Source organism: Enterobacter cloacae complex sp. IR5418, assembly GCF_049238105.1.
Lineage (GTDB): Bacteria > Pseudomonadota > Gammaproteobacteria > Enterobacterales > Enterobacteriaceae > Enterobacter > Enterobacter hormaechei.
The window spans coordinates 19,033-45,420 of the sequence record NZ_JBMKHS010000030.1 but is presented as its reverse complement, the minus strand read 5'-3'; the positions used below and the strand labels follow the sequence as shown (position 1 = coordinate 45,420).

The 26,388-nt window shown below is 44.0% G+C and carries 23 protein-coding genes; 8 read left to right on the top strand and 15 right to left on the bottom strand.

Annotated elements, in window-relative coordinates:
* Positions 1 to 70: 70 nt before the first annotated feature.
* The 5 genes from ACOTX7_RS19130 to ACOTX7_RS19110 all read right to left on the bottom strand — a co-directional run bounded on the left by ACOTX7_RS19130 (position 71) and on the right by ACOTX7_RS19110 (position 8,387).
* On the bottom strand, positions 71 to 4,021 hold the full coding sequence (locus ACOTX7_RS19130) for a conjugal transfer protein TraG N-terminal domain-containing protein (protein ID WP_000386160.1): 3,951 nt from the start codon (positions 4,019 to 4,021) through the stop codon (positions 71 to 73).
* Between the two features lie 8 nt (positions 4,022 to 4,029).
* Positions 4,030 to 5,445, bottom strand: coding sequence for an IncHI-type conjugal transfer protein TrhH (trhH, locus tag ACOTX7_RS19125; protein WP_085013660.1), 1,416 nt, complete (start codon positions 5,443 to 5,445; stop codon positions 4,030 to 4,032).
* Positions 5,435 to 6,481 (bottom strand): thioredoxin family protein, encoded by a 1,047-nt coding sequence (locus tag ACOTX7_RS19120; protein WP_000196727.1) that lies wholly within the window; start codon positions 6,479 to 6,481, stop codon positions 5,435 to 5,437. The genes trhH and ACOTX7_RS19120 overlap by 11 nt, the downstream gene beginning before the upstream one ends.
* Positions 6,482 to 7,072: 591 nt before the next feature.
* Positions 7,073 to 7,585, bottom strand: coding sequence for a hypothetical protein (locus tag ACOTX7_RS19115; protein WP_001140952.1), 513 nt, complete (start codon positions 7,583 to 7,585; stop codon positions 7,073 to 7,075).
* A gap of 1 nt (position 7,586) precedes the next feature.
* The gene (locus tag ACOTX7_RS19110; protein ID WP_000004208.1) at positions 7,587 to 8,387 is read right to left on the bottom strand and encodes a hypothetical protein; all 801 of its coding nucleotides are present in this window, start codon (positions 8,385 to 8,387) and stop codon (positions 7,587 to 7,589) included.
* Between the two features lie 759 nt (positions 8,388 to 9,146).
* Here ACOTX7_RS19110 and mobI point away from each other — a divergent pair.
* The 8 genes from mobI to ACOTX7_RS19070 are packed head-to-tail and all read left to right on the top strand — an operon-like array spanning position 9,147 to position 19,289.
* Entirely contained in the window at positions 9,147 to 9,632 is a 486-nt protein-coding gene (gene mobI / locus ACOTX7_RS19105; RefSeq protein WP_000071885.1) for a conjugative transfer protein MobI(A/C), read from the top strand.
* Positions 9,629 to 10,366 (top strand): hypothetical protein, encoded by a 738-nt coding sequence (locus ACOTX7_RS19100; RefSeq protein ID WP_000995978.1) that lies wholly within the window; start codon positions 9,629 to 9,631, stop codon positions 10,364 to 10,366. The genes mobI and ACOTX7_RS19100 overlap by 4 nt, the downstream gene beginning before the upstream one ends.
* A 9-nt stretch (positions 10,367 to 10,375) precedes the next feature.
* The gene (gene mobH, locus ACOTX7_RS19095; RefSeq protein ID WP_001011152.1) at positions 10,376 to 13,522 is read left to right on the top strand and encodes a MobH family relaxase; all 3,147 of its coding nucleotides are present in this window, start codon (positions 10,376 to 10,378) and stop codon (positions 13,520 to 13,522) included.
* Positions 13,522 to 15,606 carry a conjugative transfer system coupling protein TraD gene (traD, locus tag ACOTX7_RS19090; protein WP_001284073.1) on the top strand — a complete coding sequence of 695 codons (2,085 nt, stop codon included), beginning with the start codon at positions 13,522 to 13,524 and terminating at the stop codon, positions 15,604 to 15,606. The genes mobH and traD overlap by 1 nt, the downstream gene beginning before the upstream one ends.
* Entirely contained in the window at positions 15,606 to 16,715 is a 1,110-nt protein-coding gene (locus ACOTX7_RS19085; RefSeq protein WP_000343600.1) for a hypothetical protein, read from the top strand. Before traD ends, ACOTX7_RS19085 begins: the two co-directional genes overlap by 1 nt.
* Positions 16,702 to 17,364 (top strand): DUF4400 domain-containing protein, encoded by a 663-nt coding sequence (locus ACOTX7_RS19080; RefSeq protein WP_000718549.1) that lies wholly within the window; start codon positions 16,702 to 16,704, stop codon positions 17,362 to 17,364. The genes ACOTX7_RS19085 and ACOTX7_RS19080 overlap by 14 nt, the downstream gene beginning before the upstream one ends.
* Before the next feature lie 10 nt (positions 17,365 to 17,374).
* Positions 17,375 to 18,556, top strand: coding sequence for a S49 family peptidase (locus tag ACOTX7_RS19075; RefSeq protein WP_000952985.1), 1,182 nt, complete (start codon positions 17,375 to 17,377; stop codon positions 18,554 to 18,556).
* Position 18,557: 1 nt separating this feature from the next.
* Positions 18,558 to 19,289 carry a nuclease-related domain-containing protein gene (locus ACOTX7_RS19070; RefSeq protein ID WP_000338612.1) on the top strand — a complete coding sequence of 244 codons (732 nt, stop codon included), beginning with the start codon at positions 18,558 to 18,560 and terminating at the stop codon, positions 19,287 to 19,289.
* Positions 19,290 to 19,575: 286 nt separating this feature from the next.
* On the opposite strand, the gene ACOTX7_RS19065 is transcribed toward ACOTX7_RS19070, so the two are convergent.
* From ACOTX7_RS19065 to ACOTX7_RS19020, 10 genes are all read right to left on the bottom strand, one after another.
* Complete coding sequence (locus ACOTX7_RS19065) at positions 19,576 to 19,929, bottom strand: hypothetical protein (protein WP_000210769.1); 354 nt, start codon at positions 19,927 to 19,929, stop codon at positions 19,576 to 19,578.
* Between the two features lie 65 nt (positions 19,930 to 19,994).
* Positions 19,995 to 20,279, bottom strand: a complete 285-nt coding sequence (locus tag ACOTX7_RS19060; protein WP_001091367.1) for a hypothetical protein — start codon at positions 20,277 to 20,279, stop codon at positions 19,995 to 19,997.
* 356 nt (positions 20,280 to 20,635) lie between these two features.
* Positions 20,636 to 20,935, bottom strand: a complete 300-nt coding sequence (locus tag ACOTX7_RS19055) for a hypothetical protein (protein WP_000442693.1) — start codon at positions 20,933 to 20,935, stop codon at positions 20,636 to 20,638.
* A 432-nt stretch (positions 20,936 to 21,367) separates the two neighbouring features.
* A complete protein-coding gene (locus ACOTX7_RS19050) occupies positions 21,368 to 21,736 on the bottom strand; it encodes a hypothetical protein (protein ID WP_000537761.1) in 369 nt (122 codons plus the stop codon).
* A gap of 225 nt (positions 21,737 to 21,961) precedes the next feature.
* On the bottom strand, positions 21,962 to 22,498 hold the full coding sequence (locus tag ACOTX7_RS19045; RefSeq protein WP_000800251.1) for a hypothetical protein: 537 nt from the start codon (positions 22,496 to 22,498) through the stop codon (positions 21,962 to 21,964).
* Positions 22,499 to 22,565: 67 nt separating this feature from the next.
* Entirely contained in the window at positions 22,566 to 23,003 is a 438-nt protein-coding gene (locus ACOTX7_RS19040; RefSeq protein WP_000286108.1) for a hypothetical protein, read from the bottom strand.
* Between the two features lie 44 nt (positions 23,004 to 23,047).
* The gene (locus ACOTX7_RS19035) at positions 23,048 to 23,344 is read right to left on the bottom strand and encodes a hypothetical protein (protein WP_000856246.1); all 297 of its coding nucleotides are present in this window, start codon (positions 23,342 to 23,344) and stop codon (positions 23,048 to 23,050) included.
* A 134-nt stretch (positions 23,345 to 23,478) separates the two neighbouring features.
* Positions 23,479 to 24,180, bottom strand: coding sequence for a hypothetical protein (locus ACOTX7_RS19030; RefSeq protein WP_004248818.1), 702 nt, complete (start codon positions 24,178 to 24,180; stop codon positions 23,479 to 23,481).
* 314 nt (positions 24,181 to 24,494) lie between these two features.
* Positions 24,495 to 24,776, bottom strand: a complete 282-nt coding sequence (locus ACOTX7_RS19025; RefSeq protein ID WP_000708863.1) for a hypothetical protein — start codon at positions 24,774 to 24,776, stop codon at positions 24,495 to 24,497.
* Between the two features lie 65 nt (positions 24,777 to 24,841).
* Positions 24,842 to 26,026, bottom strand: coding sequence for a hypothetical protein (locus tag ACOTX7_RS19020; RefSeq protein ID WP_001272971.1), 1,185 nt, complete (start codon positions 26,024 to 26,026; stop codon positions 24,842 to 24,844).
* Positions 26,027 to 26,388 lie beyond the last annotated feature (362 nt).

Sequence of the window (26,388 nt, the reverse complement as noted above, 5' to 3'; positions counted from 1 at the left end):
CGGCCTTAATTGTTTAGCAGTAATTTACAATCTATTGATAGTCATTTCAGGAGGTTATATTCAACCTCCCTTATTTTTTATTTTCATTAAGCCACTGATCCGCTTTATCGACACGTGACTGGTAAGGCTCATTTGTGTTGCTCAGCTCTGACTTCATGTACTGAATGAATTCATCTGCTTTCTGAGGCCCAAAGCGTGGGTCATCCGTCAATTGCTGCCGGATAGCCCTTTCAGAGTTCTGCGCTGCATTCGCATAAGTCGAAACGCCGTCGCTGCTAATACTCTGATACCGGTCACTTACAGCTGCGACGCCATCAGACATCTGCATGTGATTAAGGACTTTACCCTGGAGAGAATCAGGCATATTTGCAGGGTTAGAGGCATCATTTGCTATCGATGTCTGGGTTTGAAGGATGCCCGCTCCCGTAAGCATCTCATTTACCGGTTTCGCCCCAACGCTGGTTAGCGTATCCGAAACAAATTGCTGGCCCCCGAGTAGCGCACCAGAAATCGCGCCCCGCTCAGTGTTGGCCTCTATCTTTTCCCCAACCAAGCGATCTGTGACGGTCTGAGTGCGGTTACCAACGAGACCACCGCCCGACCCACCTTCTCCCAGGTTTGCCCGTACGACTGACTCAAGTGAACCATCAGCTCTGTTATGAGTGTTGAAACTGCTATGGATGCTCTTAACGTCATTCATACTCCAGTTAACGTTATAGTTACCCAGTTCATTAAGGATCTTCTGGGTATCCGCTTTGAGCTGCTCTCTTTCGGCACCGGTAGCCATGGTGCTGGCACCATAGGTAAAGACAGCTTGCTGTGCCAATTCAGCTCGCTTATCGTCCCGGCTTAAGTTCGGGTTGTTGGCAACACGACTAAAGTAGTTATCAGTGTTATTAGATAAGCCACGAACTTGCCCGCTCTGATACATACTGTTCAAAGCAGTGGCTCGTTGATCCATTCCATCACCAACCACCCGACCTCCAACCTTTTCCAGATCGTTAAATGTGCCTTCTGCATTTCTGACATCCTGACCCGAATTGACGACTTTCTCTACACCCTGATTATTCAGTACAGGTCCATTCTTTTCGAGAGAATTAAGCACATTCCTTTCTTCATCAGAATAAGTGCGGCCCACGTTGTTGTTATGTATTCCCTGAATATCGCCTTTGCCCGCGTTATCAAGGTTATACGGAGTAAAGCCAGCTTCACTTTTTCCAGGGACATGCTGTGTCGCGTCCTGAGCGTTGGAGGAAAGACCGAGTTTAGCCTGCGAATCTACACTTCCACCCAGTTCCCCTACGCGTGACGCACTCATCACGCCAGACGTATTTACGCTGTCAGGAGTTCTATCCTGTGCCTGAGTGATAGTATTAATTCCTGACCCGTCACCTGAAATTCTGTCGAGCTGATTGGTGATAGGTAGCAGCTGCTGTGCATTACCACCGAAGTCGGAAACCAGACTTTTAAGCAGGCTGGAGGTTTCACGGAGATCCTGTTTATTACTTTCGGCCGTCTCTCCCCGGGCGGTATCAATCGCAATTTTTTGCTCACTGAAATCTCGGGTTGCAGCCACAAGCGCGTCAGTACGTTGAAGCTGCGATCCAAGCTGATTACTGGCCTTGAAGGTATCGTTATAGGAGTTGAATTTCTCCATAAACGCATTCTCATCCAGCCCATTCTTACGAGCAAAATTCCTTACATCATCATCACTGAAGTTTTTGTTGCGAATAGAATCGGAGAACCTGTCCAGGTTAATGCTTTGTTTAGAATCAAGGCTCATTCCACTATTGGAGCTTGCGTTAGTCGAAACCGATGTAGAAATATTTTGCGCCATCGTCTGTGTCGCCTGGTTCATTTTCGACGATGCTTCTTTAAACGCATTAGTATTGGATATCTGATCGCTGCTTACCTGAGACGCCGCTTTACTGAACTGGTCAGTTAACGCAGAATCCTGGCTAAGCTGATTCGTGATTGCTTTTGAAAGGTCATTTGAAAGCGAGTCACTGCCTGTATTGGTCTTAGATGCACCGCTACTCAATTGCCCTGCTACAGCCGCTTTCAGCCCGGCTCCATTGCCAGTTCCAACACCTCCATTAAGCCCAGCGTTGAGAATAACATTTGAAGCAATGCTGGCCATCTGAGACGCACTCACCCCATGTTTCGTTGCAATACCTTCTGCTACAGAGGCACCAATCTTATCCGAGATCTGCTTCATTGTTTGCAGGTTGGTTGAGAACTGCTGGCTCGACTGTCCTGACCTTCCAATTTCGCTCATCTGACTGTAACCAGCCTGGAATGAATTACTTGCCGCACTCATAACTGATGAGGTTACAGCTGATCCTTGTCCCTGGCTGTTAGCGATACTTGAACCAGCATTCCACATTCCAAGACGGAAATTACTTGAATCAACTGCGCCGCCATCGCTGTATCCCTGACCGGTACTGGTTAAGGCGGTTCGTGTCACGTCACCAAATGAAGATTTACCGCTGTTAGGGCCATCCCATACTTTGGGCGTTACATGACCAGTATCCACCGGCGCATCGGGGGTCACTCCCTTAACCGCATTCATCATCGGGTGAATCGACTGTGTCATCAGGAATAATGTGAGTACCGGAATCAGAGCATAGAGGGCGGAAGCAACAGACAGGTATGAACTGTATGTTTCCGCAAGCCCTGGGAGTCCCATCCACGTGACGGCATTATTCTGGCTGTTGAGGGTGCTCCAGGTATCCAAGTCGGCCGTCGCGACTTTCTTCACATACGCGTTGACCATTACTGCCGTAAGCGGCCACATATTCACGAAGAGGATAAGTTGCAAATATTTCGCCGCAGCGGCAACACCATTACCACCTAACGCCAGCAGCATAAGCAAAGCAAATGGAGCAACCATATAAGCAAACATTTCAAGGAATGCGATTGCTGCTCCCGACAGTTGTAACCACAACTGGCCCTGTGAAGCCATTGTGTTGGTTCGCTTCAGAGAAGCCTCAAACAACTGCATATCGGAAGCCAGACCGAGTGGGGTCTTATATTTGCTTGCGCCATTTCTGAGCTCATTCATAATGAACAGGTTCAGGGTGGCGTCATACGAACCAATAGCCTTACCGTACATACCATTTGCTGACGCCATAACATCAGTAAAGCTTGCGCCGGTAGGTGCACCATTTGCTTCGTCTGGAGTAAGGATGCCGTTTGTCTGTCCTATAAGGGAAATAGTCTGGCGAGCTTCAGCTGTACTGGTAACCTGTTTCACAGTTGACCAGACCTCATCACACGTACCAGATTTTGAACCGTTAGCGCCAACAATACTGGCAGAGGCATTCTTCAGTGCGCCTTTCATCGCCTGATTAATCCGGTCCATGCTATCTGCCAGATTAGCTGAGAAAATATCGTTAAAAATAGTTTCTTTACCGGCAATATTTGCGCTTGAGTTTTGGGTAGCCTTCAGGCAGTTGTATGCAAGAGACTGAACGGTAGCACATACGTTCATTGGCCCTAGCCCGCTGGCCGGTTCAGGAAATGCGGAACAGTAGCCCTGGCTATCGCCGCCCCATTGCAAAAACTTCACGAATCGGATCATCGGACCGAGGGTGATGTCATCGTCCAGAGTTGTTGCAGACAGGTCCACCGGAGAAAGCGGATCAAACGCTGTTTTATAATCCTTCAGCAAACCCTGGCTTAAGTTAGTGGTGACGGTTGCCATCGCAGCAATAAAAATTGGAATTCCGTCGACGTTTCTGACCTCTCCCGACTTTACAGATTCAATAGTTACATCCACTCGAACCATTGCCATCATGAAAAGGATCAACCCCAAAAACCAGGAGAAAAACGGTAATTCATTTTTGGTCGGAGCCTGAAGCCATAGCCACGTTTTATAGAATAGGCTCACACCTGCTACAACGGCGGCCGTGGTCAGGAACTCTTTTACACCAGTATATTGAGAAAAGATCAGGGCAATACCGGTAAAAGCCGACCAGACAAAATCAATATCACCCAGGGTATATATGTTGTAATCCATGTCAGACCTCAGTTACGTGTGCCACGAATACTTTCAGTGAAAGCCTTCCGTTGCAGGCGACGGTTATCCCAGGTTGAAATGACGTCCGAGCTGGTACCGACCTGGTTGTGCGATAGCTCATAGGCGGCTTTAACCTGTTTTGAGAGATTGTCTGTTAATCGGTTGAGATCATCCCTTTTACCCGACAGCGACTCACTCGGTATGCTCATGGTTGAAATTTTGGCCTCAACCTGGCGCAACATGTTGATTACGAGGCTCGTCGCAGCAATAGTGCTGATGTCCTGAATGTATGCGTACCCTTCCGGTGCTTCGAATGTTTGCAAAGAGTCGATAATGGTCGGGATGCCGATATAGGAGATAATGCGTAATTCATCATCTGAAACACGAACGTCGTTGATGATTTTTTTCTGTACGTTTAAAAGAAGATCAGAAATGGTATCCTTCAATCCCTTAAAACCACCGTCATTAACTTCTGACATGACAAGGCACTGAGCCTTTCGTGGGGATGATGGATCTGGTGCCGGAGAACACTTGAGCATTTTAATTGATCCGCCAGCTGGTGGCCCCATGATGTAATCCGTGACAGTCATGGTAGACGGGCGGACTTCCATTCCCGCTTTTTCGCCTTTGCTATCCCAGTTGATAATGACAGTACCTACGAGAGACATAAGTTGTTCTGCCAGTTTATAACCGGATAACTCCGTTACCCCTCCGATGTTCATCGTTCCCTTATCAATATCCATGAACGACATATAGAAGAGGTTACCACTGAATTTTTCAGCGAACTCTTCGGGATCCTTTGCTTTAACCTGAGAAGTGACAGCTTCAGGTGACTTTGTCATCGATGAGCCAAAATCAGGAATAAGACCATTAATCGATCCCAGAATTGAGGCTGGTCCAGAGCTAACTGAGTTAGCGAACTGGCTTGGCGTACCCACGTTTTCAGAAAGGAAAGAGTAAGTTGCATTGCATGAATCTTTCGCAAATTTATTTAGCGCTTGCAGTTTGTTTTGGATGTCATTAATCGTTGCAGCACAGTCAGCACAAATAGCTGAAACAGCAACGTTAAAAGCATAGATAGCCGCACCCTGGGCAATACCACGGGCCACCTGCACAAGCTGGTCCCCGTTGATCATGCTGAAGGACCCAAGAAAAACGTCAATACCGTTACAACCGACAGAAGCTTTTGGAAACGACATGGAAACAAGGTTGGTATTAACGTTTGTTGTTCGGTAAGACATTGACCCGCCAACTATGCCTGTACGGGTTGCTGTGGAAAAGGTGGCCGGGCTGGTAGACGTCATCATGCCATTGAAAATGTTACGCATTGCGTTGTCTGCATTTGCAGTCGGGGCTAAAATTGCAGCACAAACAGAAAGAGACAAAAGTAACTTTTTGAAGTTGAAAACGGCATTACTGCGCATAAGTGCCTCCAAAACTGCCGCCAGCATTGAGATAATTGACCGGATCGGCCGTAGGCATGTCATAGCCTTCGAGTTTTTGGTCCATTATTTTTTGAAGTAGGAATGGGTCTGATTCCATTTCGGATTTATTAACGGTAATAACGCCATCATCGCCGATGGTATATTGCCTTTTAATATCTAGAGTTGACTGGAACGAAGCGTCATCGATCAGATTCATGCCCTTCGCGGCAAGTATAATAGTGTTCTTTAATTCATCAGCGGAGATCATGCCTTCACTAATGCGCTGAGCTGATGTCCCATCCTTTGAAACCAGGAAAATTGTAGGTACCTCTCGAATTTTAAATTGATCAATAATTTGTGCGTTGGGGATGTTAAAATCCTGAAAAAGGCCATTATGCAATGGCCTTCCATCCATACTGATTGGAAGAATATCTACCGAATAATAGTTCTGCATAAATTGAAGTATTTGGCTTTCTTCGTGGCAAAACTGGCAAGTACTCTGGAAAAAGAAAAATAAACCTGACTTAGTAAAGATATCTTTCATTACCGTTTGCTGATTTTTTTCAACAACAGTGCGGTGAGCATCCAGTGCCACCTTTTCCACTGGTTGCCTGCGTTTTTCAGACATCATCGGGTTTTTAAGAAAATAATCTTTTGATTTGTCAGAAAAACGCGTACTGATATCCAGCATTAACCTTTGCGCCGTGTAATAACGTGATAGATTTTCTGCGGTAGGGTTATCCATTGCCTGCGTTAACAGTCGAGGCATATTCTCTTTTAGCCATTTTGAATTTAAATCTACCATTTCCTCTTTTGAAGGCGAGCTAGCAGCACCGGTTGGTGGCAAAACCTCTTCTTCTTCAGCTTCGCTTTTTTTAGCAGGATCGTCATACCAGAAGAAACCCTTCTTATAAGCCTGGCCAGATACAAAGGGCGTATCTTTTATTAGGGGTTGCTCAGGGCTGGCGTGGGCACCAGTAATTACCAAAGACATAAGCAAAACCATCTTTGAAGGCGCTAATGCAATACGAGTCATAGACCGTTCTCCTTTTCTGATGCGGTTATGATGGCATACAAAAAAAAGGTTAGAGCTCGTATAGCATGGTCGTTTTTATGTTGAAAAGGACGGAAAAGGAGTGCTGACTAAGAAGATAGTCTCGGTGATGGAAAGATCATCCATCTTGCACGTTGTCAAAAATCCGGTGTAACAAAAACATGGTTTTATCGAATATCTAAAAGCAAATATTGCTTTGAAAACAGGTGTATTTAGAGCTGAAAAAAATCATCACAAGTAATGCTGTTTCTATATTTCAAAAAAGGAATAGCTAAGGATCAAAGAAGCGAACTTAGACAAGAATATAAAATATATTAATTGAAAGCGATTAAGAAGTCGTCATGCATAGAAGGTTTTGAGAACCTAAGTAGTTTTACGTTTTCAACAGAAAAAAAGGTGCACATTTTTGGAACGAAGAAAAACTGAATAAAGAAAAATCAAATTATATCTTTACTTGTCAAGAGTTGATATTTAAGTTGTAACTAATATTTGATTGTAAAGCAAACAACAGAATTTGACTTAAGTCAATATTTAGATTCAGACAAGGCAAGTTTCGCGATATCTTTTTTAAATTTAATCTAATTCTTCTTGAGAATACCTCTCTATGGCTGAAGCAGTTGAAGATAATCTGCAACGTGGACAATGAGCATCATTTGTCACTGGCACAATGTATGGGCGTTTACATTTTTCGCAGGCACCTAGTTCTTCAATTTCTTTCATAGAAGTAAGGATTTCTATTATTTTATTAACTTCCGGTGCGCATACAAAGTATCCCAGATTATGAAGGACACTCATTATTCGGTTGAAGTCAATTTGCCGAAAACTCGCTTCCGGATTTATTGGATCAAAACCAAAATAGTTAACTGCGACATCAATAACAGCAGAAAAGGCTCGGCGGTTATCTGTGCGTTTGCTCCAGCCCCGGATACCTTTTTTGAGTTTTGTTTTTGCACCAGGCTCAAAATCGATATTTTCAGCAACATGATTACCGTACAAAATTCGTATTGTATTTTTATTTGCCCCAAGCGACATAGTTCTTGCTGCTCGCAATAGAGCATTAGCTTTTGTTTGATCGACCTTTGCCATATCAATAATCCTTTAACATAACTTTATTTGTTAAAGTGTTGAACACATCCTGACGGTGACTGGTGAACATAGTGTCATAACGTAATAGTTCCATCAAATCATCACTAACTTTTCCTAACCGGATGTCAGCAGACAATTCATAAGCCCAGGCAAAAACTTTCGTTTTAAGTGAAACACTCTCTTCAATATGCCCTTGTGAGAAAGCAATTGTACGTGGGAAAAGAACGACATCGTTAATTGTTTTTAACGATGAATAACCAATGTCTTTAATAGCATCAGCTGTAGTTGGTTTTAAACCAAAGAAAATACTTACAAACTCTGGTGCGAGCATTGAGATAAAGAACACCTGCATAAAGTAGTCATTCTGTATATCAACACATTTAGAACGCAACTCATGAATCTTCTTGGGATTATAGATATCCACTGTACCATTCAGAAAAGTCACTTTTTCACCGGCATCGTAAATACCATAGTCAATATCATTTGTATCATATTCACGAATTACATTGGAATCACCGTCCAAGACCGCAGAAAAAAACCTCTCCCATGTAATTTCCTTTCCGAGTGTACGCGGAACCAAAAAACTACCTGGACGTGTTTCCACTTCAAAAGCTAAATCAGCGGCTGTACTAAATCCTTTCCCAAATAGGCGACGCTGGAGAAGAGGAGTCCCAGTTTGATATGCAGAAGATCCATGCACAGGCAATAACATTAAAAATGCACGGTAACTACGAATAAGCGAAATCTCAGTGCGGAAAAGTTTACCGAGTAAGCTACGAGTTAAATTATCAGATTCTGACATGTGCTGATTGTCCTTGCGCCATTACAATTGTTCAAATCTTCAACATGGATTTTTTGTTAGGTGTTCGGTAGGGTGAAAAGTAACTTTTAGTATTTTCTTAAGGCTTGAATAAGCCTTAAATCTATCCCTTCAACCACACCGCTTACTTGTAACACTTTTTAACCAAACTAACCAGAATTTTATCAAAAATTCCTGCGCATGCTAACGAAATGTGAAGCGATTAAAAAAAAACCTAAATCCAGCCCCTCCCAACGTTGGATTAGAATAACGACGTCTTTCACTGACCGTCATAAACTGACATTTTTACTTTTCATCAACCTCATGCTTACATAGGATCACTAAACAAAGAAAAGTGACCCTATGAATGCCTCACATAGGGTCACTTATGTTTGAAAAGTGACCCTATGTAATGTCGTCATAGGGTCACTTTTTATAAAAGTGTCACTATGGACAAAGTTCCATAGGGTCATTTTTTTTGGAAAAGTGGCACTAGATATATGTATAACTTTAATAGAGCAATGCACATTATCAAAAGCAATAATCCACAATGGTCATTCTGTCAAAAGTAACTTTAGGGGGTAGCGATGGAAGTGAGGCTAAACTCGCTGTTACTGTTTCTGAAGGCCCCTCCCGAATGGGGGAAACAGCGAGTGCATTACATCTGTTCAATTCCCTCATCAAAGAGCATTCAAAAATCTTCTGTTCGTGAAAAAAAACGGAAATTTCCTCCGGTATAGTAATTTCACATCAGGAGGCGTCATGAGTAATTCAAATCTTATAAGTTCTATAGAGCTAACACGTAAAAATTTACGTGCTCAGATTGAAGGTTTGCGTGTTGAGGCTGAAGATCTCATTACAAAATACTGGATCAAGTGGAAGGAACGAAACCACCAAGAGATTAACCTTACCCGACATAGCAAAGTTCCAAAGAGGGAGTACCTGGGTTCTTACGCACCAAAAGTTGAGCTAATTGGTAATGCCAGAAAAGTAACGATCACTTGGCATCAGTTCAGCCCTTATAAAACAAGAGCGCCTAGCCACATGTCAAAACGGGTGCAACCAATGAAAAGTGGAAAATATTCTAAGAACTGTTTTGTAAACCATGCCAGCTGGGAATACGAAATGATTTCTGAAACGGAAGCATTGCTGGAGCCTTACAGAGAAATGCTTGAGCTCTATCATTCAGCATATATCGAACTTGGACGAAAAATCCGTCAATACTCAAAAACTAAGGTGGCACAATGAACGACGCAATTATCACGGACAATGAGCGTATTAACATTGAACCAAAAGATGTAATGGTAAAAGGTTCAAATAAAAAGCAAGGCGTAAACGCTCAAACTTCTACTCAACGTAGACCAGAGCACCAGGGTATGGCCAAAGTTATTATTAACCCCGGCACCCCAGACTTTAACCGGTTTTTAACTGCCAGAAATGGAGCAGTCATCAGAGGTTTTGATGATGTGAGTATCGCTATTTCCTCTCTCTTTAAAACGGTTGATGCAGTTAAACATCCTGACCTTGTTCAGGCTATTCAGGATTGGTTCAACGAGCTGCATGAAGAAAACAATAAGATGAAAGAAAATCTTGTTGCTTATATTAAGTCAATTGAGTTCGACAAGAATGACTCATTCATGTCATCAACTCAGTTTGTACCTTTCAGTTTTGAACCAGTACAACTCAACTTCAATAACCACAACACCATGAGGTTTTACAAGTACATCTTCGAGATGAACCAGCTCATGAACACAATGTATGAGTACAACTCATTGGGTTTACTGGCTGTAAGCGACTATCCGGTTATGTCTCACAACATTATAAAGAGTATTAATTTATATGTTGAGAATGTGAAAAAGACTCTGAATGTTTCTCGCCGTAAGGATGGGCCATACAGTCCAGCAGAGTTCATCACCAAAGTAATGCAATATAAAAGTGTGCAGGCATACATTGCAGCCGAACTGTCAGGCAAACGTCGATAAGGTATGATGATGAATTTCAGGGCGCTGTATTTATGTATTAAACGGATTTTGGGGATATTCTCATCTCAGGAGAATGATGCAACCTCTGTAATGATTGAGGATATATCAAGCCTCTCTCCTTTTGCGCAGATTCTAGGAGATCAGAAGTACACTGTTCCTGATCATCCAAATCCAGAAGTCCTGAAATTCATCGAGTATCCAACTCGTCCGACGGGCATACAGACATTTAATGAACAGTCAATCCTGTCTCTGTATCGGGAAAAGCTGCACTCAATTTCAATGATGTTAGCTATCAGCGATAGCGACATCAGGGACGATGCATATACATTTACTAATTTAGTTTTAAAGCCCTTGGTTGAATATGTTCGCTGGATACATCTTTTGCCAGCTTCCGAAAATCATCATCATAATGGTATTGGTGGGTTACTTTCTCACAGCCTGGAAGTGGCCATACTCTCTTTAAAAAATGCGCATCACTCAGAACTGAGACCAATCGGATATCAAGATGAAGAAGTAGTCCGTAGAAAAGTATATCTCTATGCTGCGTTTATCTGTGGTTTAGTCCATGATGCCGGAAAGGTTTACGATCTCGACATTGTAAGCCTGAATTTAGCTAGTCCGATCATTTGGACGCCAAGCTCACAAAGTCTTCTTGACTGGGCACGTGAAAATGACGTGGTTGAATACGAAATCCACTGGCGAAAGCGTATTCATAATCAACATAATATCTGGTCCAGCGTTTTCCTTGAGCGAATCCTAAACCCGGTATGTCTTGCATTTTTGGATCGGGTAAATAAAGAACGTGTTTATTCAAAAATGATCACCGCCCTAAACGTTTATACTGATGGGAATGACTTTTTGTCTAAATGCGTGAGGACCGCTGATTTCTATTCTACTGGTACAGACCTTAATGTTTTACGTGACCCTATCATGGGTCTGCGTTCTAATGATGCAGCAGCAAGGGCCATTAGTACCATCAAGCACAACTTTACCAGTATCAATATCAACAATTACAATGCTAAGCCTATGCACATCATTATCGTAAATGGTGAGGTATACCTTAACGAGAACGCATTCCTTGATTTTGTTCTCAATGATTTCGAATTACATAAATATAACTTCCCTCAGGGAGAGGCTGGTAAGACCGTATTGGTAGAATCCCTAGTTCAACGTGGTTACGTCGAGCCCTATGATGATGAGCGTGTCGTTCACTACTTCATTCCGGGTATCTATTCGGAAAACGAAATATCAAACATCTTTAGAAATGGGATAGGGAAACTAGAATTCTATAACCTTCTTAAGCTAAGGTGGATTGGTTTAATCTTTGATTCCTATAAAATCCCTGACTCAGTGCCGGGTCTTTTTAGCGTTAATGCCAATAAAGACTTTATTTACATTGACGAGCAAAAAACAGTTACTGAATACAGAAGACCAGTGCCCGGTCGGGACGTTATAACTAAAATTACTGATACTGTTGAGACGGCTGTTCTTAAGGTTAATGATTTAGGCCGCTCCTCTGCCTCTATTGATGTTGATATACATTCTAAGAAAAATGAAGGCTCATCCGACGATTTTGAGAAGAAAGCCGAAAGTGATAATGAAATTGATAATGACACGCAGATAGTTAAATCTGAGGGTGAGGAAGCAGCTGATCCTGTCATTCCTGATATAGAAGAAAGTGAAGATGAATCGGCAAAGGACACGGAATCCCATGTCCTGGTCAACCAACTTCATGAACTCCTTTTAAGCGCTCCACTTTCCAATGACTATATAGTGTGTGTTGATGCTGTCCCCTACCTCAACATAGATACCACTATGGCATTGCTGCCGGGATTAGATGAAAAAGCATTCAGTGAAGAGCCCTATTTCCAACTGACATTCAGAGAAGGCTCTCTCGATGGAATGTGGATAGTAAGGGACATTGACGATCTGCGTTTAGTCCAGCTCGGCGATAACTGCGCCGGGTTCCAGCTCACCTATCATGAGCCAAGAAGGCCAACAACTTTAAAGTCACTTTTCAATACTTCTATGTATCAGGCATTAGTGATTAATGATGAGTCTTCTGTTGAAAACTCTGCCCCACGTCCAAAGCAAACGCTTGAGCTGCCTCCCCCACGTGTAAATGCAGTCGAAGAACATTCTGGCGACGTGGAATATCATGGAACCGATAGTGCATCCGCGACTGGTCCGCTGAAAACTGAGGCTGTGGAATATGAACATTATCAACATCTTTTTGAGAAAGAAGATGAAGAGCATGAGATCATTGATTATACCGATTTCTCACAGCTTAGTGTTTCTCGGCCAGAAGTCGGTAGTTGTGCAACAAGCTCTTCGGTCCATAATGAAAAGCTTCTCTCCGAGCCGTCAGAATTACCAGAACTTAACCGAGAACAGAACGCTGATCCCCAGGGTACGAATGAACGCTCTATGGATGTTTCTGTAGGACAAGAAAACTCAGAACCAGATACTGAGGGTAACTGCCCACCACCAGCTGAAGTTGTGTATTCCCAGACCGAAGCAGCCGCAACCAGTGTGATGGCAAGTGAAGAGCCCGCCTTACCTCCTGTACTTGAAGAATCAAATGGAGAGCATGCGCCCACAGACGCTAAGGGGCATCATCTTTCGCCAGCACTGGCCAGACTGTTCGCCCCAACAGCACCGGTAGAAAAACAAAATCCCAAGCGCAACCGGAATAAATCATCGGACAAAGCAGAAGTACAAAAACCAGCATCACCTGTTTCTGGTCACAATCTGAACAGTAAAGTCTTTGCATCTACTGAATCAGACCAAAATGGTGAATTCTCGCTTATAAGCGAAGGTGACGTTACAGAGCTTGAATTTGTAGAAATTGCGTTAGTACTGCATCAAATTCTGTCCAAAATGGAGGTGGCGTTTAAAAGAAAGCGCAAAAACAGATTTATGGTAAGTACTCCTAATACTCTCTATCTGACCCAATCTTGCGTGGAAAAATTTGGGTCGCAGTTAGAGGCTCAAGATCTTTTCAATAAGCTTCCTCAGTACCTCGTTAATTCTGGTGCTGTGATCAATACAAAATGCCATGCATTTAACATGCCTACTTTGCTGGCCGCATCAGACCGGGCGAAAGTGGACATTGAACGAATTATCAATAACCTGAAAGAGGCTGGGAACCTATAATGTCAGATTCGAAGAGGACTAACCTCCATGCACAAGAGAATTTTTATCGGCCTATTCTTGAGTATCGTAGTGCCTCAATACTTTTGATTTGTTCGGTTTCTATGCTTTATATGGGACTTTCTTCAGACGGACTGGACATCGCCCCAATAGTTCTGTTCACCTCAATATTGCTTTTTTTGCTGTGCCTTTATCGTTGCAAAACAGCAGCGCCATTTTTGATGGCTCATTGGCGTGTATTCAAGCGACATTTCATGTTCGTTAGTCTTGATTCACTGCGTGTAATTAACAAAAGTAACTTTTTCTCCAATGAGCGAAAGTATCGTCAACTGGTTCAGGATTATCAAAATAAAAATAAGGATATACCCGAGCGAAAGTCCTATTTTTGTGATGGGTTTGAGTGGGGTCCGGAACATGCGGATCGGGCATATCAAATAGCTAACCTCTCCAGTGATAAACGTGAGATCGAGTTGCCATTCGTCTTCAACCCAATTAAGAGACATTTTGACGCAATGGCTCGTAAGATGGGCGGCAGCAATGCAATTTTTGCTGTGGAACGTAGGGAACCCATATTTGTAACTGAAGACAATTGGTTTGGTCATACTCTGATAACCGGAAACGTGGGTACCGGGAAAACGGTGCTACAGCGTTTACTAAGCATTAGCATGCTTCATCTTGGTCATGTTGTTGTTGTCATAGATCCAAAGAACGATGCAGAGTGGCGAGAATCTCTAATGGAAGAGGCTAAGACCCTCGGTCTTCCTTTCTATAAATTTCATCCTGGCCAGCCAGCATCTTCGGTCTGTATTGATGTCTGCAACACCTATACTAATGTTTCTGACCTAACATCTCGTCTTTTGAGCTTGGTGACAGTTCCCGGTGAGGTTAACCCATTCGTTCAGTATGCCAAGGCTCTCGTTTCCAATGTGATTTCCGGGCTTTCTTACATAGAGAAAAAGCCTTCTATTTATCTGATTCACAAGAACATGAAAAGCCACATGTCTATTGTGAATCTTACAGTCAAGGTAATGGAGTCATGTTACGCGAGATATTATGGTTACGATGTCTGGACCGAAAAAGTTAAGTACGTCGCTAACGATACCTTGCCGGTACGTTTCAAGCGTCTCGCTGAATGGTTTACGGCTCATTTCATGAATTACGAGGGGTCCGAACAAATAGACTGGTTAGATACTGTTTCCCAGCTTATTGATTACTCAATGTCCGACCCAGAGCATATGGCTAAAATGACCGCAGGTATTATGCCTGTTTTCGATATGCTCATTGAAAAACCTTTAAATGAGCTTTTATCTCCTAACCCGAACTCAGTATCATCAAGAGAAATTGTAACAAGCGAAGGGATGTTCAGCACTGGCGGGGTGCTATACATTTCGCTTGATGGCCTTTCAAACCCCGATACAGCAGCTGCTATTTCTCAATTAATAATGTCAGATCTGACCTCCTGTGCCGGTAGTCGCTACAACGCTCAAGATGGTGATATGTCAGCTAATTCCAGGATAAGTATTTTTGTTGATGAGGCACACTCAGCCATTAACAACCCTATGATTAACCTTCTGGCGCAGGGTCGTGCAGCGAAAATTGCACTGTTTATTTGCACCCAAACCATCTCCGACTTTATTGCTGCGGCAAGTGTTGAAACTGCCAATCGAATTACGGGGCTCTGCAACAATTATATAAGCTTGCGAGTCAACGATACTCCTACTCAGACGCTTGTTGTAGAGAACTTTGGTAAGAGTGCGATAAGCACAAATATGGTCACTTATACGACCGGTTCAGAAACATCTTTGCCGCATAATAACTTCTCAGGTTCAATCTCAGAAAGAAAGCAGACAACTTTAGAAGAGAGTATTCCAAAGGATCTCTTGGGTCAGGTCCCTATGTTTCACATAGTTGCCAGGCTTCAAGATGGCAGGAAGGTTGTAGGCCAAATCCCTATTGCTGTTGCTGAGAAACAAATGAAGCCAAACACAACTCTGTCGGAAATGCTTTTCAAGAAGGCCGGAAAAGTTACTTTGCGTCAAAATCTCGATATCAAAAATCTTAATAAATTTCTAAGGAAGTTGCATTGATGGATGAAAAAATTGTCCTGACGCGCCAGCAAATTTTAAGCTCTGCACTAAAAGTCAGCAAATGTCGCTCGCTCGTAAAAAGGCGCTTTCAGTCTTTGGGTTTAAAGTACGCAGATTCTCAGGAAGTTCGAGATCGGCTAACTATGATAGAAAAAAACGCGTTTCATCATTTGGGAAAATTTTGTCAGAGCAACGATATCGATTCCCTATTCTCCATGGCAAATACCCTGTCTGAGCTTTTCCTTTTAAAGGGAGAGTTGATCACGACTGATCCCTTTGGGGACCGTGAAACCAGCTACTGGTCGGTACCACAAGGATCATGCCATGAATGGATTCAATCACTGACCACCAGCGAAGGTCCTGAACGTAAATTCGTTAGTTTCCGTATTTCTTTCGATAACAATGACGTACGGTGTGATCTTGTAAAAAAGAATGCCCGTATGCTTGGTTGTTATCTTTTGCCTTATTTCGTCGATTTAACACGCACGGTGGGCGCATTCATTAATTTGCCAGGTAGTGTCTCTTTTAAACAAGTACAGCGCATCAAACCCCAGATTCATCCAGAAACAACACATAGTCATATAGTTACTATTGAGGACTCTCCCTTTCTTTCTCGGTTAAAATTTAAAATCATTACTGCCATAGATCAGCTTCCTGACCCTAATGGCCTTTATACAAACACCTTTAACAGCATTATTGACCGTGCACTGCTGACTCATCTCAAAACCGAACAGGAAAAAATAGATAGTCCAAGAGTCTGCAAAAATGTGATTTCGGCTTTTGCCGACTCAACTCTTTCTCTGCCGGTGTTTAACATCGGCCTAAACGAGCAGTACAGATACTGGACGCCGTGGGGCATCAACTTTATAGAATTTTCCCGCCAGGCCGCAAAAGCAAGGACCGCTGTATTTGTTCCTGATGTGGGACAGATCGAGTGGAAAAGCGCAGAGCATAAAGAACTGGCGGAGTTAAGCCTCATCGACCAAATCATACCTAAACAGTACCACTGGCTCCTGGGTATCCCGACGATGTGGCGTAACAACTATTGCAATCACGATCAGAGGCTAGCTCTTTTTCGTGAATGGAGGGAAAGCAATGGCTGCGGATAATACAAGCAGGGCAGCAGTGCTCAGAACAATGCTTTTTTTTGGCATGGTCATTTATTTTGGTTACAGCTTGGCTTTCCAGAATACTGAGGAGCTCAAATATCAGATTACTCAGGAGGTTAATGCAAGCCGGTCCATCATATCAAATGACCGTTGGAAGTCTGTCATTGCAAATAGTGAAGCGACTTTAAATTGGTTGGTACATGACTATAAGTTAATTGACTATCTGAATACTATTCTGATCCCTGACACCAAAAAACCAGCCAGAGGTATTAACATTGTTGCTGAAAAATTTACCTCTATTAATTACACTATGGCCAAAAACATACCCCTCTTACTTTATCAGTCCATTTTCCGGTGGAACTTAATCCTGGGGTGGCTAATCGTTTTTCTGCCCTATCTATTTGCCATGCTAGCAGATGGAATGTACCAGTGGAAATTGAAGAGGTACGTATTTGGTAAGGTTACAGTTCAGTTTTATCGTATTTGGTTTCGAGCATTTTGGGTGATCAGTGCTTTAACGATGGTCTACCTGGTCATGCCAAATATGTCACTATTTAACAATATCGCTCAACTTTTCCCACCAGTCGCTTTATTGATACTGGGAATTGCATTGAATCGCTTGTGGTCTAACTTTCAAAAACTCATGTAAAGGTGGTCAGATGTTAAGCAGTAAAAAAAGGAAGTCCCCTACAAATATCAAAGAATCGCTCAATGATAACGCTGACCGTTTTTATAAGATGTTTCGCATTCATACCACGGCAAAAGTTGCTATGTCGCTAATTGCCATGACCGCTGTAGGGTTTTCTTTCTACAATCTTTACGAACAATGGCAGGACGCTGAAGGGAAGAAAGACCATATAGCTGTAATACGGATTTCTGGCGAGATGGGTACCGGCTCGGAAACGGGCGATGGAACAGTGATCGCAACAGCTCTTGCCAAAGCTTACAATAATCCCCATGCCAAAGCAGTTATTATCGAGGCAGAGTCAGGTGGTGGTGGTCCCTCTGACGCCATCATTATTTACCGCCAGATAAACGCGCTTAAAAACCACCAGCCACAGATTGAACGCGTATCAGATGCCGGTGGCTCTCTTTCATCTGTAGCCGCTGACAAGAGTAACAAAACCGGGAGCACAGAACGTGGCGATGAAGCACGGTCGAAGCAAAACTCCCTCGAAGTACTCTCCAGCGGTACCGGTCGTTTTTTCTCTGATATCGCAGACTCATATAAACCAATCATCGTTAGTGTGAAAGGCATATGCGCATCCGCATGCTATTACGCGGTATCGCCCGCTGATGCAATTTATGCCGACAGTAATGCCCTGATCGGTTCTATCGGTGTGCGTATGGACCACTGGAATCTGTCAGAGATCATGAGCACAGTAGGCGTCAAGAATGAGCCCCTTACGGCCGGTGAGTTCAAAGATGCTCTTGACCCCTTCCACCCATTGTCCGATTCAACGAGGGAGTTCATGCAGAAGGAGATCCTGAACACGATGCATGAAAAATTTATAACTGATGTTGAACTTGGACGGGGTAAAAAGCTTCTCTCGCGTCATGATGCCGATGCTGTTTCTCTCTATTCAGGCCGTGTATGGCCAACACCTCAGGCAGTTAAGTACGGCCTGGTGGATGGAGATCTTACGTCAGTAGAGATCCGTACACGTCTTTCAAAAATGTACTCCACTGACACGTTCAAAAACTACAATGAGCCTCATCGTAATCTCCGTTCTGCACTCGGCATGCTGATGAGCCTGTCTTCAAATATTGAGAGCCTTACCGGTACCACTACCCGCTTAGTAGAATCTGTTAATGCCACCAGCTACCCCTCTGTGAGGTAACATGGATGCTTTCAATCTGCTGTGGAGCATTACGGGGGTAGCTTTCATTATCCTTATTTTCGTCGTGTTGCTGTGTCTGTTGGGATTTATGACCTCTGCCATAGCGGAACGGCGGACTGCAAAGGCAATTGAATCTGGGCTTCCTGAAGAAGCTCAGGGGCTACTTAGTGATCTCACCTTTCAGTTGTCGGCTCATAGCACTACGCAGGTTGATCACATTCTCGTAGCCCCACATGGTATATACGTCATAGAGCAGAAAAACTACGTAGGCAAGCTCTACGGTACTCTGGAGGAAAGCCACTGGCGGAAATGGACTCAGTCCCGAACCCTCAAGTTGCAGAACCCGTTTAAGCAAAACCAGGGGCACATCAGGGCTATTCAGTCTGCTCTTAAGGCTAGAGAACTGGAATGTATCAATGTCGTCATCATAAACGGACGTTGTAAGTTTGATGGCATCAAGCCGGAATGGTTATGTATGGGGATGGACGATTTTATCCATAAAGTCAAACAACGACGAGGGCTACGGTTGTTCACACCGGAGTCTGTTCAGCACATCTGTTCGGTGTTGAAGTCAACAAGGAAGTCGCCAGGGCTCTATACGGACCTTACTCATATTCATAACATAACGACAAAGTACAAAGCCCCGATGAAATTCGAGCAACGAGTAACATACATTCTGCTCAACTTTATCCATTATCTGTGGGCAAGTCTGTTCACTAAGCAGAAGCCTTAGCGCTCTATCATTGGTAAGGCTGTAAAATGTCTGCAAAAGGCCCCATCGGTAAATTGTTGGGGCTTTTTCTTTGCGTAGTTCTGATACGGTTTATCCTGTGGAGCATTATGGCCACCAGCCAGCTGGTGACTGGCCAACGCTTTGTATGACGTAGCCTACTCAGGGCAGGCTATTTTAGAGGGACCGATTTTTATCCGGGCTAATTTAGAAAGAGATAATTTGAACTTAGGCGGGCTGACCACCAGCAGAGAGGTAAATCACTAGCCGGTGATATTGACAGAAGTCGTCAGGGGTTTAACGCCGGAATATTTTGCCAGGCCTCCTGCAAGGTCTGCAAGACTTCTACAAGTGATAGTGACGGCCACAGGACTGTTTCCGTCATTATCACTCCAGGTGGCTCGCACTCTACTGGTACCAGAATTAAAACAACACGAGTTCCTTTTACCTGGTAGGCAAGGTTTACTGCCGGTTGGCGGTAGGAGGCCAGTACACCCTCACCATATTGAGCAGGGTTACTTGCCCAGTTCCGCACCATTGCATACACCTGAGGCATATACCGACTATCCAGATCCCCTTTGGGCCGTCTGAACGGCACGATTTCTTCTGAGCGGTAGGTGGTCGTTGTTGTATTGGTTGTCATCTTTGTCACCTCCCCTGTTCGTCCATTTAGAGTTTTAAGCTGCTTTACACATCACACTCAACTGATTATTTAAGCTGGTCATCGTCTCTGGCCAGCATAGCCCAACCATTCGCCTGGTTTTCGCGGGAGTAAGGATTCATTTCAAAATAACTATCTACCGCGTCGCTGTCCGCAACAGAACTGTTGTTAGCTCTCTTTGAACCCTGAACCACTACAGCATCAACCTCTGCGGCTTTCCCGTTGCGCTGTACCAGGATTTTAACCGTATTGGGCTTACGTCTTGCGAGCAGTTTGTTGGCGATAAAAAGCACAACAATCCAGGCCAAAAGCACGTATAAAAATGTATTCATAATGCCCTCCTTTGTATGTGATTATTATACCTGCTTCCATTGCAGGCCAAACAGGTTCGGTGCATGAAAAATAGACTTCTCTCCGGCGTATAGCAATCTACTTACTGATCTGTTTTCGTATCAAACTGTATGGCATAACCGAGGGGCGTACGTGGTGAGTCAGAAAGTTACTTTTCCGTAATAGTTAATTTCAGATCCTTCTTCCAGTTACGCTTCAGTATAAAACCGATACCCTCTAATTCAGCATCCTTCACGTTTAATACGCTTCACTTTAAGGCAGGGCTTTTCGGTTGAAATGAATTCTTTTTCCGGTTGCTGGACATGGGTTTCATCCTGATAGTTAAAGTTGCAGGCTATCAGTCACCACCACCACCTCCGTCACCTCCTCCACCGCCACCATCACAACCACCAGCTATGCTATTTTCACCATTACAATCACCTCCGAGGGGGTTCAAATGGCTGCTCCCCTGTAGATGGTGTCCTTGCCAGATCGAACCCGAACCAGCGCCTCCTGAGCGTCTTTGCTTGCCCTGAGGCAATTGTGCAGGCTCACCAGCACCGGCGGTACCAAAAATGTCCCGGGCAATTTTATAAAGAAGGTAAAAAGGTACGCCCAGCATCATAAAAAAGATTACTGAAAATATTACACGTTCCATTGATGATCTCCTGTCTTGTGAGAGACCAGTTATATCAGGGTGATTCAGTATTTCCGTTTAGAAAAGAGTACTAATTTGGCCCTGTTCGCTCTTAATTTGCCATCCGGGAAAAAGTCATAGGGATAGGCCTGCCAGAGTCAATAACTTCCAGTGATCTGGAGGAGACCCCGGCTCTCTGAGCCCTCATGGATGGTACGGCTTTACCCCTTGTAAACAGATTCACGTTCCGCAGGACAAACATCGACTACTGACGTCTCATATTTGCTGACGCTAATCCGACGTCTCATTGCCGTCTGCTTGTTTTCTTTAAAGGGTGTATTAGACGAATATCAAATCGGAATGGTAGGGGATGTGTGGGCACCATGCCCGGCCCTCTTTGAGCATCTGAGAGATTGGAGACCTAGCCGGGTAAGATAGCTACTTTCTTACGGGTTACCCTTCAAATCCAAAGACGAAACGGACGCTGCCGTTCTCCACGTGGAGACGCTTTACTTCTTCGACAAATTCCTGGATCACCTCTCCGGCGTTATCGGGTGGTATGGCTGACAAAATTTCTTCCGAAGTCAGCCATGAGTATGAATGTTCACCGAATAAATCATCATCTTCGGACGGTATATCATCAGGTAATCCGCGTAATGCGTGGATAAAAACTGCTGATGTGCTCGCCCTTTCACGATCTACATCAAATCCGAGCCAGGCAAAGTGGAGATATGATCGGTCCCCTTTATAATTGCTTGATAAATTAATCCATTTACCAGGCTTTTCTTCCCTTTGAAATCGCCAGCAGATATCAACGCCCATTAAGAAACTCCATTACTATCGTTCGTATGAGATAACTATCATTTCAGAATACTATGACTTCTTCCCGTATAGAACTAATCGCTCACGCCATTTAGCTACTTACTTTTTTTACGTACGCTTGCAGCGCAGTACCTTGAGAGAAGTAAGTAAGACTGGGCGAAGCCAACCGGTTCCGCCACCTCGCTCACCGGCTTTTAGGCGTAAGCACTGAAGTCAGCCTCCATGCTAACTGGCGAGCCTGCGAAAGTCAGACTCGTTGTTATAAAGCGGCATATCGTAAGCAGTGTCTGAAATGAACATTCGGATCTGCTCAAGCGTCATGCCACAATGAAAACGGGTTACGCTCACATTGGCCCGGGGGAAGTCAGCACAAAATGCATTCAAAACATTCTCATGGACAATACCAATGTTGATTAACGCAGCTGGCCCGTTGTCACGGAAAGATACGACACGGAATCCCCCATACCAGCCTGACTGGGAGAAAAATGAAAATGCACTCGTTGCCAGACCATTAGACAGGTCATAGCGCAATTTCCCGCTCAGAGACTGGCTGTCTCTGCTGTACACGCGATTAATGAAAATGCCGGGACCAACTTCTACCGGCTGCTTGTTGCTTGCTAAACACGGAAAGCCCACCAGCGAAACCTCCCTTTCTCCTAACCAGTTTACCTGATACCCGGCAGTGAGAAAGTCAGTCAGTTCTACGCCAGAAAGAGCATTAATGGCCGCAATATCGGTATCCAAAATATTTACGTTTTTCATATTCATCTCATCTATATTCTAAAGTGCGTTTTTTGTCTATCAGCCCGAGGATTGAAAATTTGAATATTTAATGTGACAGAAAAATACCTGTCACCTTTTCAAAAACTGCCTGCAATTGAATATCGAGAGAGTCCATTTTAAAATCCACCAGCTCAGCTTTATTATCGCAAACCGAATAAAAATAGGAGTCAAATGCGTCTGTATCTTCATCTTTAAAAATACGGAAGGAATTAATTTTATTATGCCCTTCAAATTCGGCATGAATACCATAGCGAACCGAGCCGTCATCGAACTGAACAACCCGTCGTACAGAATTAATCCGGACGTACTGTTTTAAGGCCCTCGCGAAATCGGCATTTAACGCCAACGCTCGTAAGATTGAATCAGCGGTTTCATTCTGCTTTTTACGATCATATTCAAACATCCCACAGCCGGTGTTACGAAAGACCGGCTGAAGAGCATTAACCAGGTTGAAGGAATCCACGTTTCTGTCGTTTCTGTACATGAGATATCTCCTGCCCCTCCGCTATACGAAGGGGCTTGATAGGGTTACTGCCAGGCTGCGATCACTTCTTCGCACTGGAAATGAGATAAGCACTGCTGGAGTAAAAGGGCCAGCACCGCTGTGTTAGGGACGCGATTGTTACACCACGCGTTGAATAGCAGCTGCCATGGACCGGCATAATACCCGGCCAGTTTCTTTTTTTGTTTATCTGTGCAGCAGCTGGAAATGGCCTGCTGATAAAGGCTTTCATTCTCGGCACCAGAGCGTTGTTGCAGTGCCTGATAAATATAGGAGTAGACAGAATCGGAGCAATTAGATGCATAGGCCAGATTGGTTTTCATAATACCTCCTGTGTTTTTGGGTATTATATAAAACTCCGACCTACTGGCTAATAACCCACACTGTAATTTCTTTTAAAAACACAATAAATTTTCAAAATTGGACCAGTGTGGATTTAAGCGAGCAGTTTAAATCTTTATGAACTAGCTTTCAAAGAGGTTGGTTTTTCGGGAAGTTTTTTGCCAGACCAGCATGTTGTTTTTTTTTCTGTAGTGCAGATTAGCTGGTACCTGCCCCTTCTTACCTCTTTGAGCAATGACTGTTTGAAATATGGTAAGCCCAGTTCAAAAACCCAGTAACGACCGTCTGCAAAAACGACTGAATTTTCAACGCCATCCGAAGCCACCAAGGATGCATCATTAAGTAGACGTTCTTCATAATGAAATGGTAATGAAAATGTCAGATATAACGCACAAAGTACAAAGATTCCTGTGAGACTAACTGCCAGTGAACCACAATAACCAGAATAAACATTTAAATTTCTTTTGATAAATTTCTCATGCAAGATTACAAGCAGACAGAATACACAAGCTACCAGCCCAAATCCTACATGCAGATAAAACTGTCTTATTTCATCATTCCAGACGATGTTGTCCCATTTCGTGCTTAAGATTGAACCCAACAAGGAGATAATAAAAGCGGCAATTTGAGAACTGATAAAGTAGGAGAAAGCTGACTTTGAAGTTATTTTTTTCATAGAAACAGGAACCTCTTTACCTCGTTCCTGATCAGAGAAAAGACACAAAACGCACCATGCGCAAAAAACTGCAAGTCCAGATGCAATAATCTCGCGTAAAAACATATTAAACGTTTCCGATAATGAATAAGTAATTACCATATCCTCTCCGTAAGTCTACATATAATTCAGACGTGACAAATAATTAAAGGCATTGCTATTCTATCATTATGCATTGCGTTTAAAATCATTTCTAATTCAGCAGAGTAGCGATACAGGCATTTCGCTATCCTAAAATCTGGTAGCTTTCCATTTCCTTGCTGAGATAAATCAAAATAATTCTATTTATTGCCTATTCGGATGCTGCAAAACCTTATAAATCCGGATGTATATCACTTAACAGTGAACCATTCGGTGACTTGCTCTCCGTGAGGTCCACCGGGTTTATCCAGTAGGGAACATTCTGCTTTTACCGTTTACTGCATACGCGAGCAGGAATTCTGTTGCAGTTCTGCATTTGCCTGCTTTTCCAGTGCTGTCATAACCCGGCGGAGCATCGCCAGAGCCTGAACAGGCGAGCTCCCAAACTGCACTTTCACTTCATCCGTATCATGATCCTGAATCAGGTCGAGGATGTTCACTTCGATCCCTGCCCCGTTTTCATCTTTTGCCGTGCACTGAATACTTACCCGGGTCACCGAATCCGTCAGGACTGGCAGTGGGTTAGTCTTGTCTACGTTGATAAAAGCCTTCTTCATTGCCCTGTTTCCCCTTGTCCTGAAAAAGTTACCGACCCGTCCGGATGGAGGGGTCGGTCAGAAAATCATGCCTGTCCCTTATTCATCTTCTCAGCATGCTTACGCAGGTACTCTTTCAGGTCAGCATGAGCATTGATGATATCGTTCATTTCATCATTGGTCAGAACAAGCGTGTAAGTATCAGTGCTGACAGATTCACCTTCTTTAAGCTTGGCTTCTTCAGCAATACGTTCAAAAATCGGGATCGCGGTGTCGGCAATGACGGTCACGGTCTTTTTGTTCAGAACGCTGGACATGGATGGTGCTTTACCTGCCGGGTTCTGTTTAGGAGCGCTGTCCTTTGGAGCCGGAGCTGGTTCCTGTACCGGTGGCGTAACCAGCGTCTCTGTATTGCTTTCATCATTCAGTTGATCCGGTACCGGGGTGTTAACGGTAGCATTACCTGCCGGTTGCTCATCACCGGAGTTTTCCGGAGTCTGCGGATCTGCCATGCGCTCTTCTACCTTGGCAGCTTTGACGAATTTCAGCGTGTTTTTCGTCGCTTTACCATAGATGGAGATCGCCTTGTTGATGTTATCTACCGCATCCTCACCGCTGTACATATACTCGTCCAGCGCAACGTACATGCTCACCTGATCGCTCACAAGCATGGTCTGTAGTTCAGAAGGCAGGTCCAGTACGCGAACCATCTGGCGAAGATGCTGCTCTGATTTACCACGTTTTTTTGCCAGTTCCGCAAAGGTCTTAGGCTCTTCTTTATCTTCAACAAGACGCTTAATTGAAAGCGCTTCAGCTACGACAGACAGCGCCAGGTTGGAGTTGCCGGTCAGGGTGAAGAGTTCTGCTTTTGAAGCGCTACCGCGAAACTCTTCGCAGCGAATACGAGTAATGCGTTCACGCCCTTCTGCTTCCAGCTGGCGGTTTGCAATAGCGATGGAACGGATACGGCAAGCCCCCTGACGCAGTACAGGTACGCCATTAACCATCTGAACAACGATAGGCGTCACGCTGAACGGGTCTTCCATGTAGGCATCGGCCAGGCTGTTCAGGTGTTCCACAACGTGAGGCATTGAATAGTAGAGCTCGCCCATACCGGCCGTGCGGGTGTTAAAGCCTTCCTGCTCTACAACAACCGAAGGGTCAATGATAAGGCCGTTACCTTTACGGGCACCGTTACCAGTGCGTTCCAGGTAACCACGAAGGCTGATTTCGTTGCTGTTGTTTTTTACTTCAGTTTCGATTGCGGACATTTTTGTTCTCTCTTTTGGTTGGTTGTTTAACTGCGCTACAACACAACAATACCAGGTTCGACATTTTTTCTAATAGGTTGCACAGAAGAAAAAGTAACTTTTCTTAAAAAAAATTCCTGAGACAATACTACTCGATCCGTCCGTTTTAAATCTTCACAACAGTGGGCCGTTTTTACGTTTAAGCAAAATAGCTGGTTCAGAAGGTGAGTCGGAGAGAAAAGTTACTTTTCCGGTTGTCTGGGCCAGTGATGAGAGAGTGGCAGGACAGGAATGGCTAAACCGGTGCGGGTCTCTTGTAAGTCGCAGGGGATTGAGGAGATATAGAGGTAAACCGGTACGTTCAGTTTTTGGATTGAGCCGGG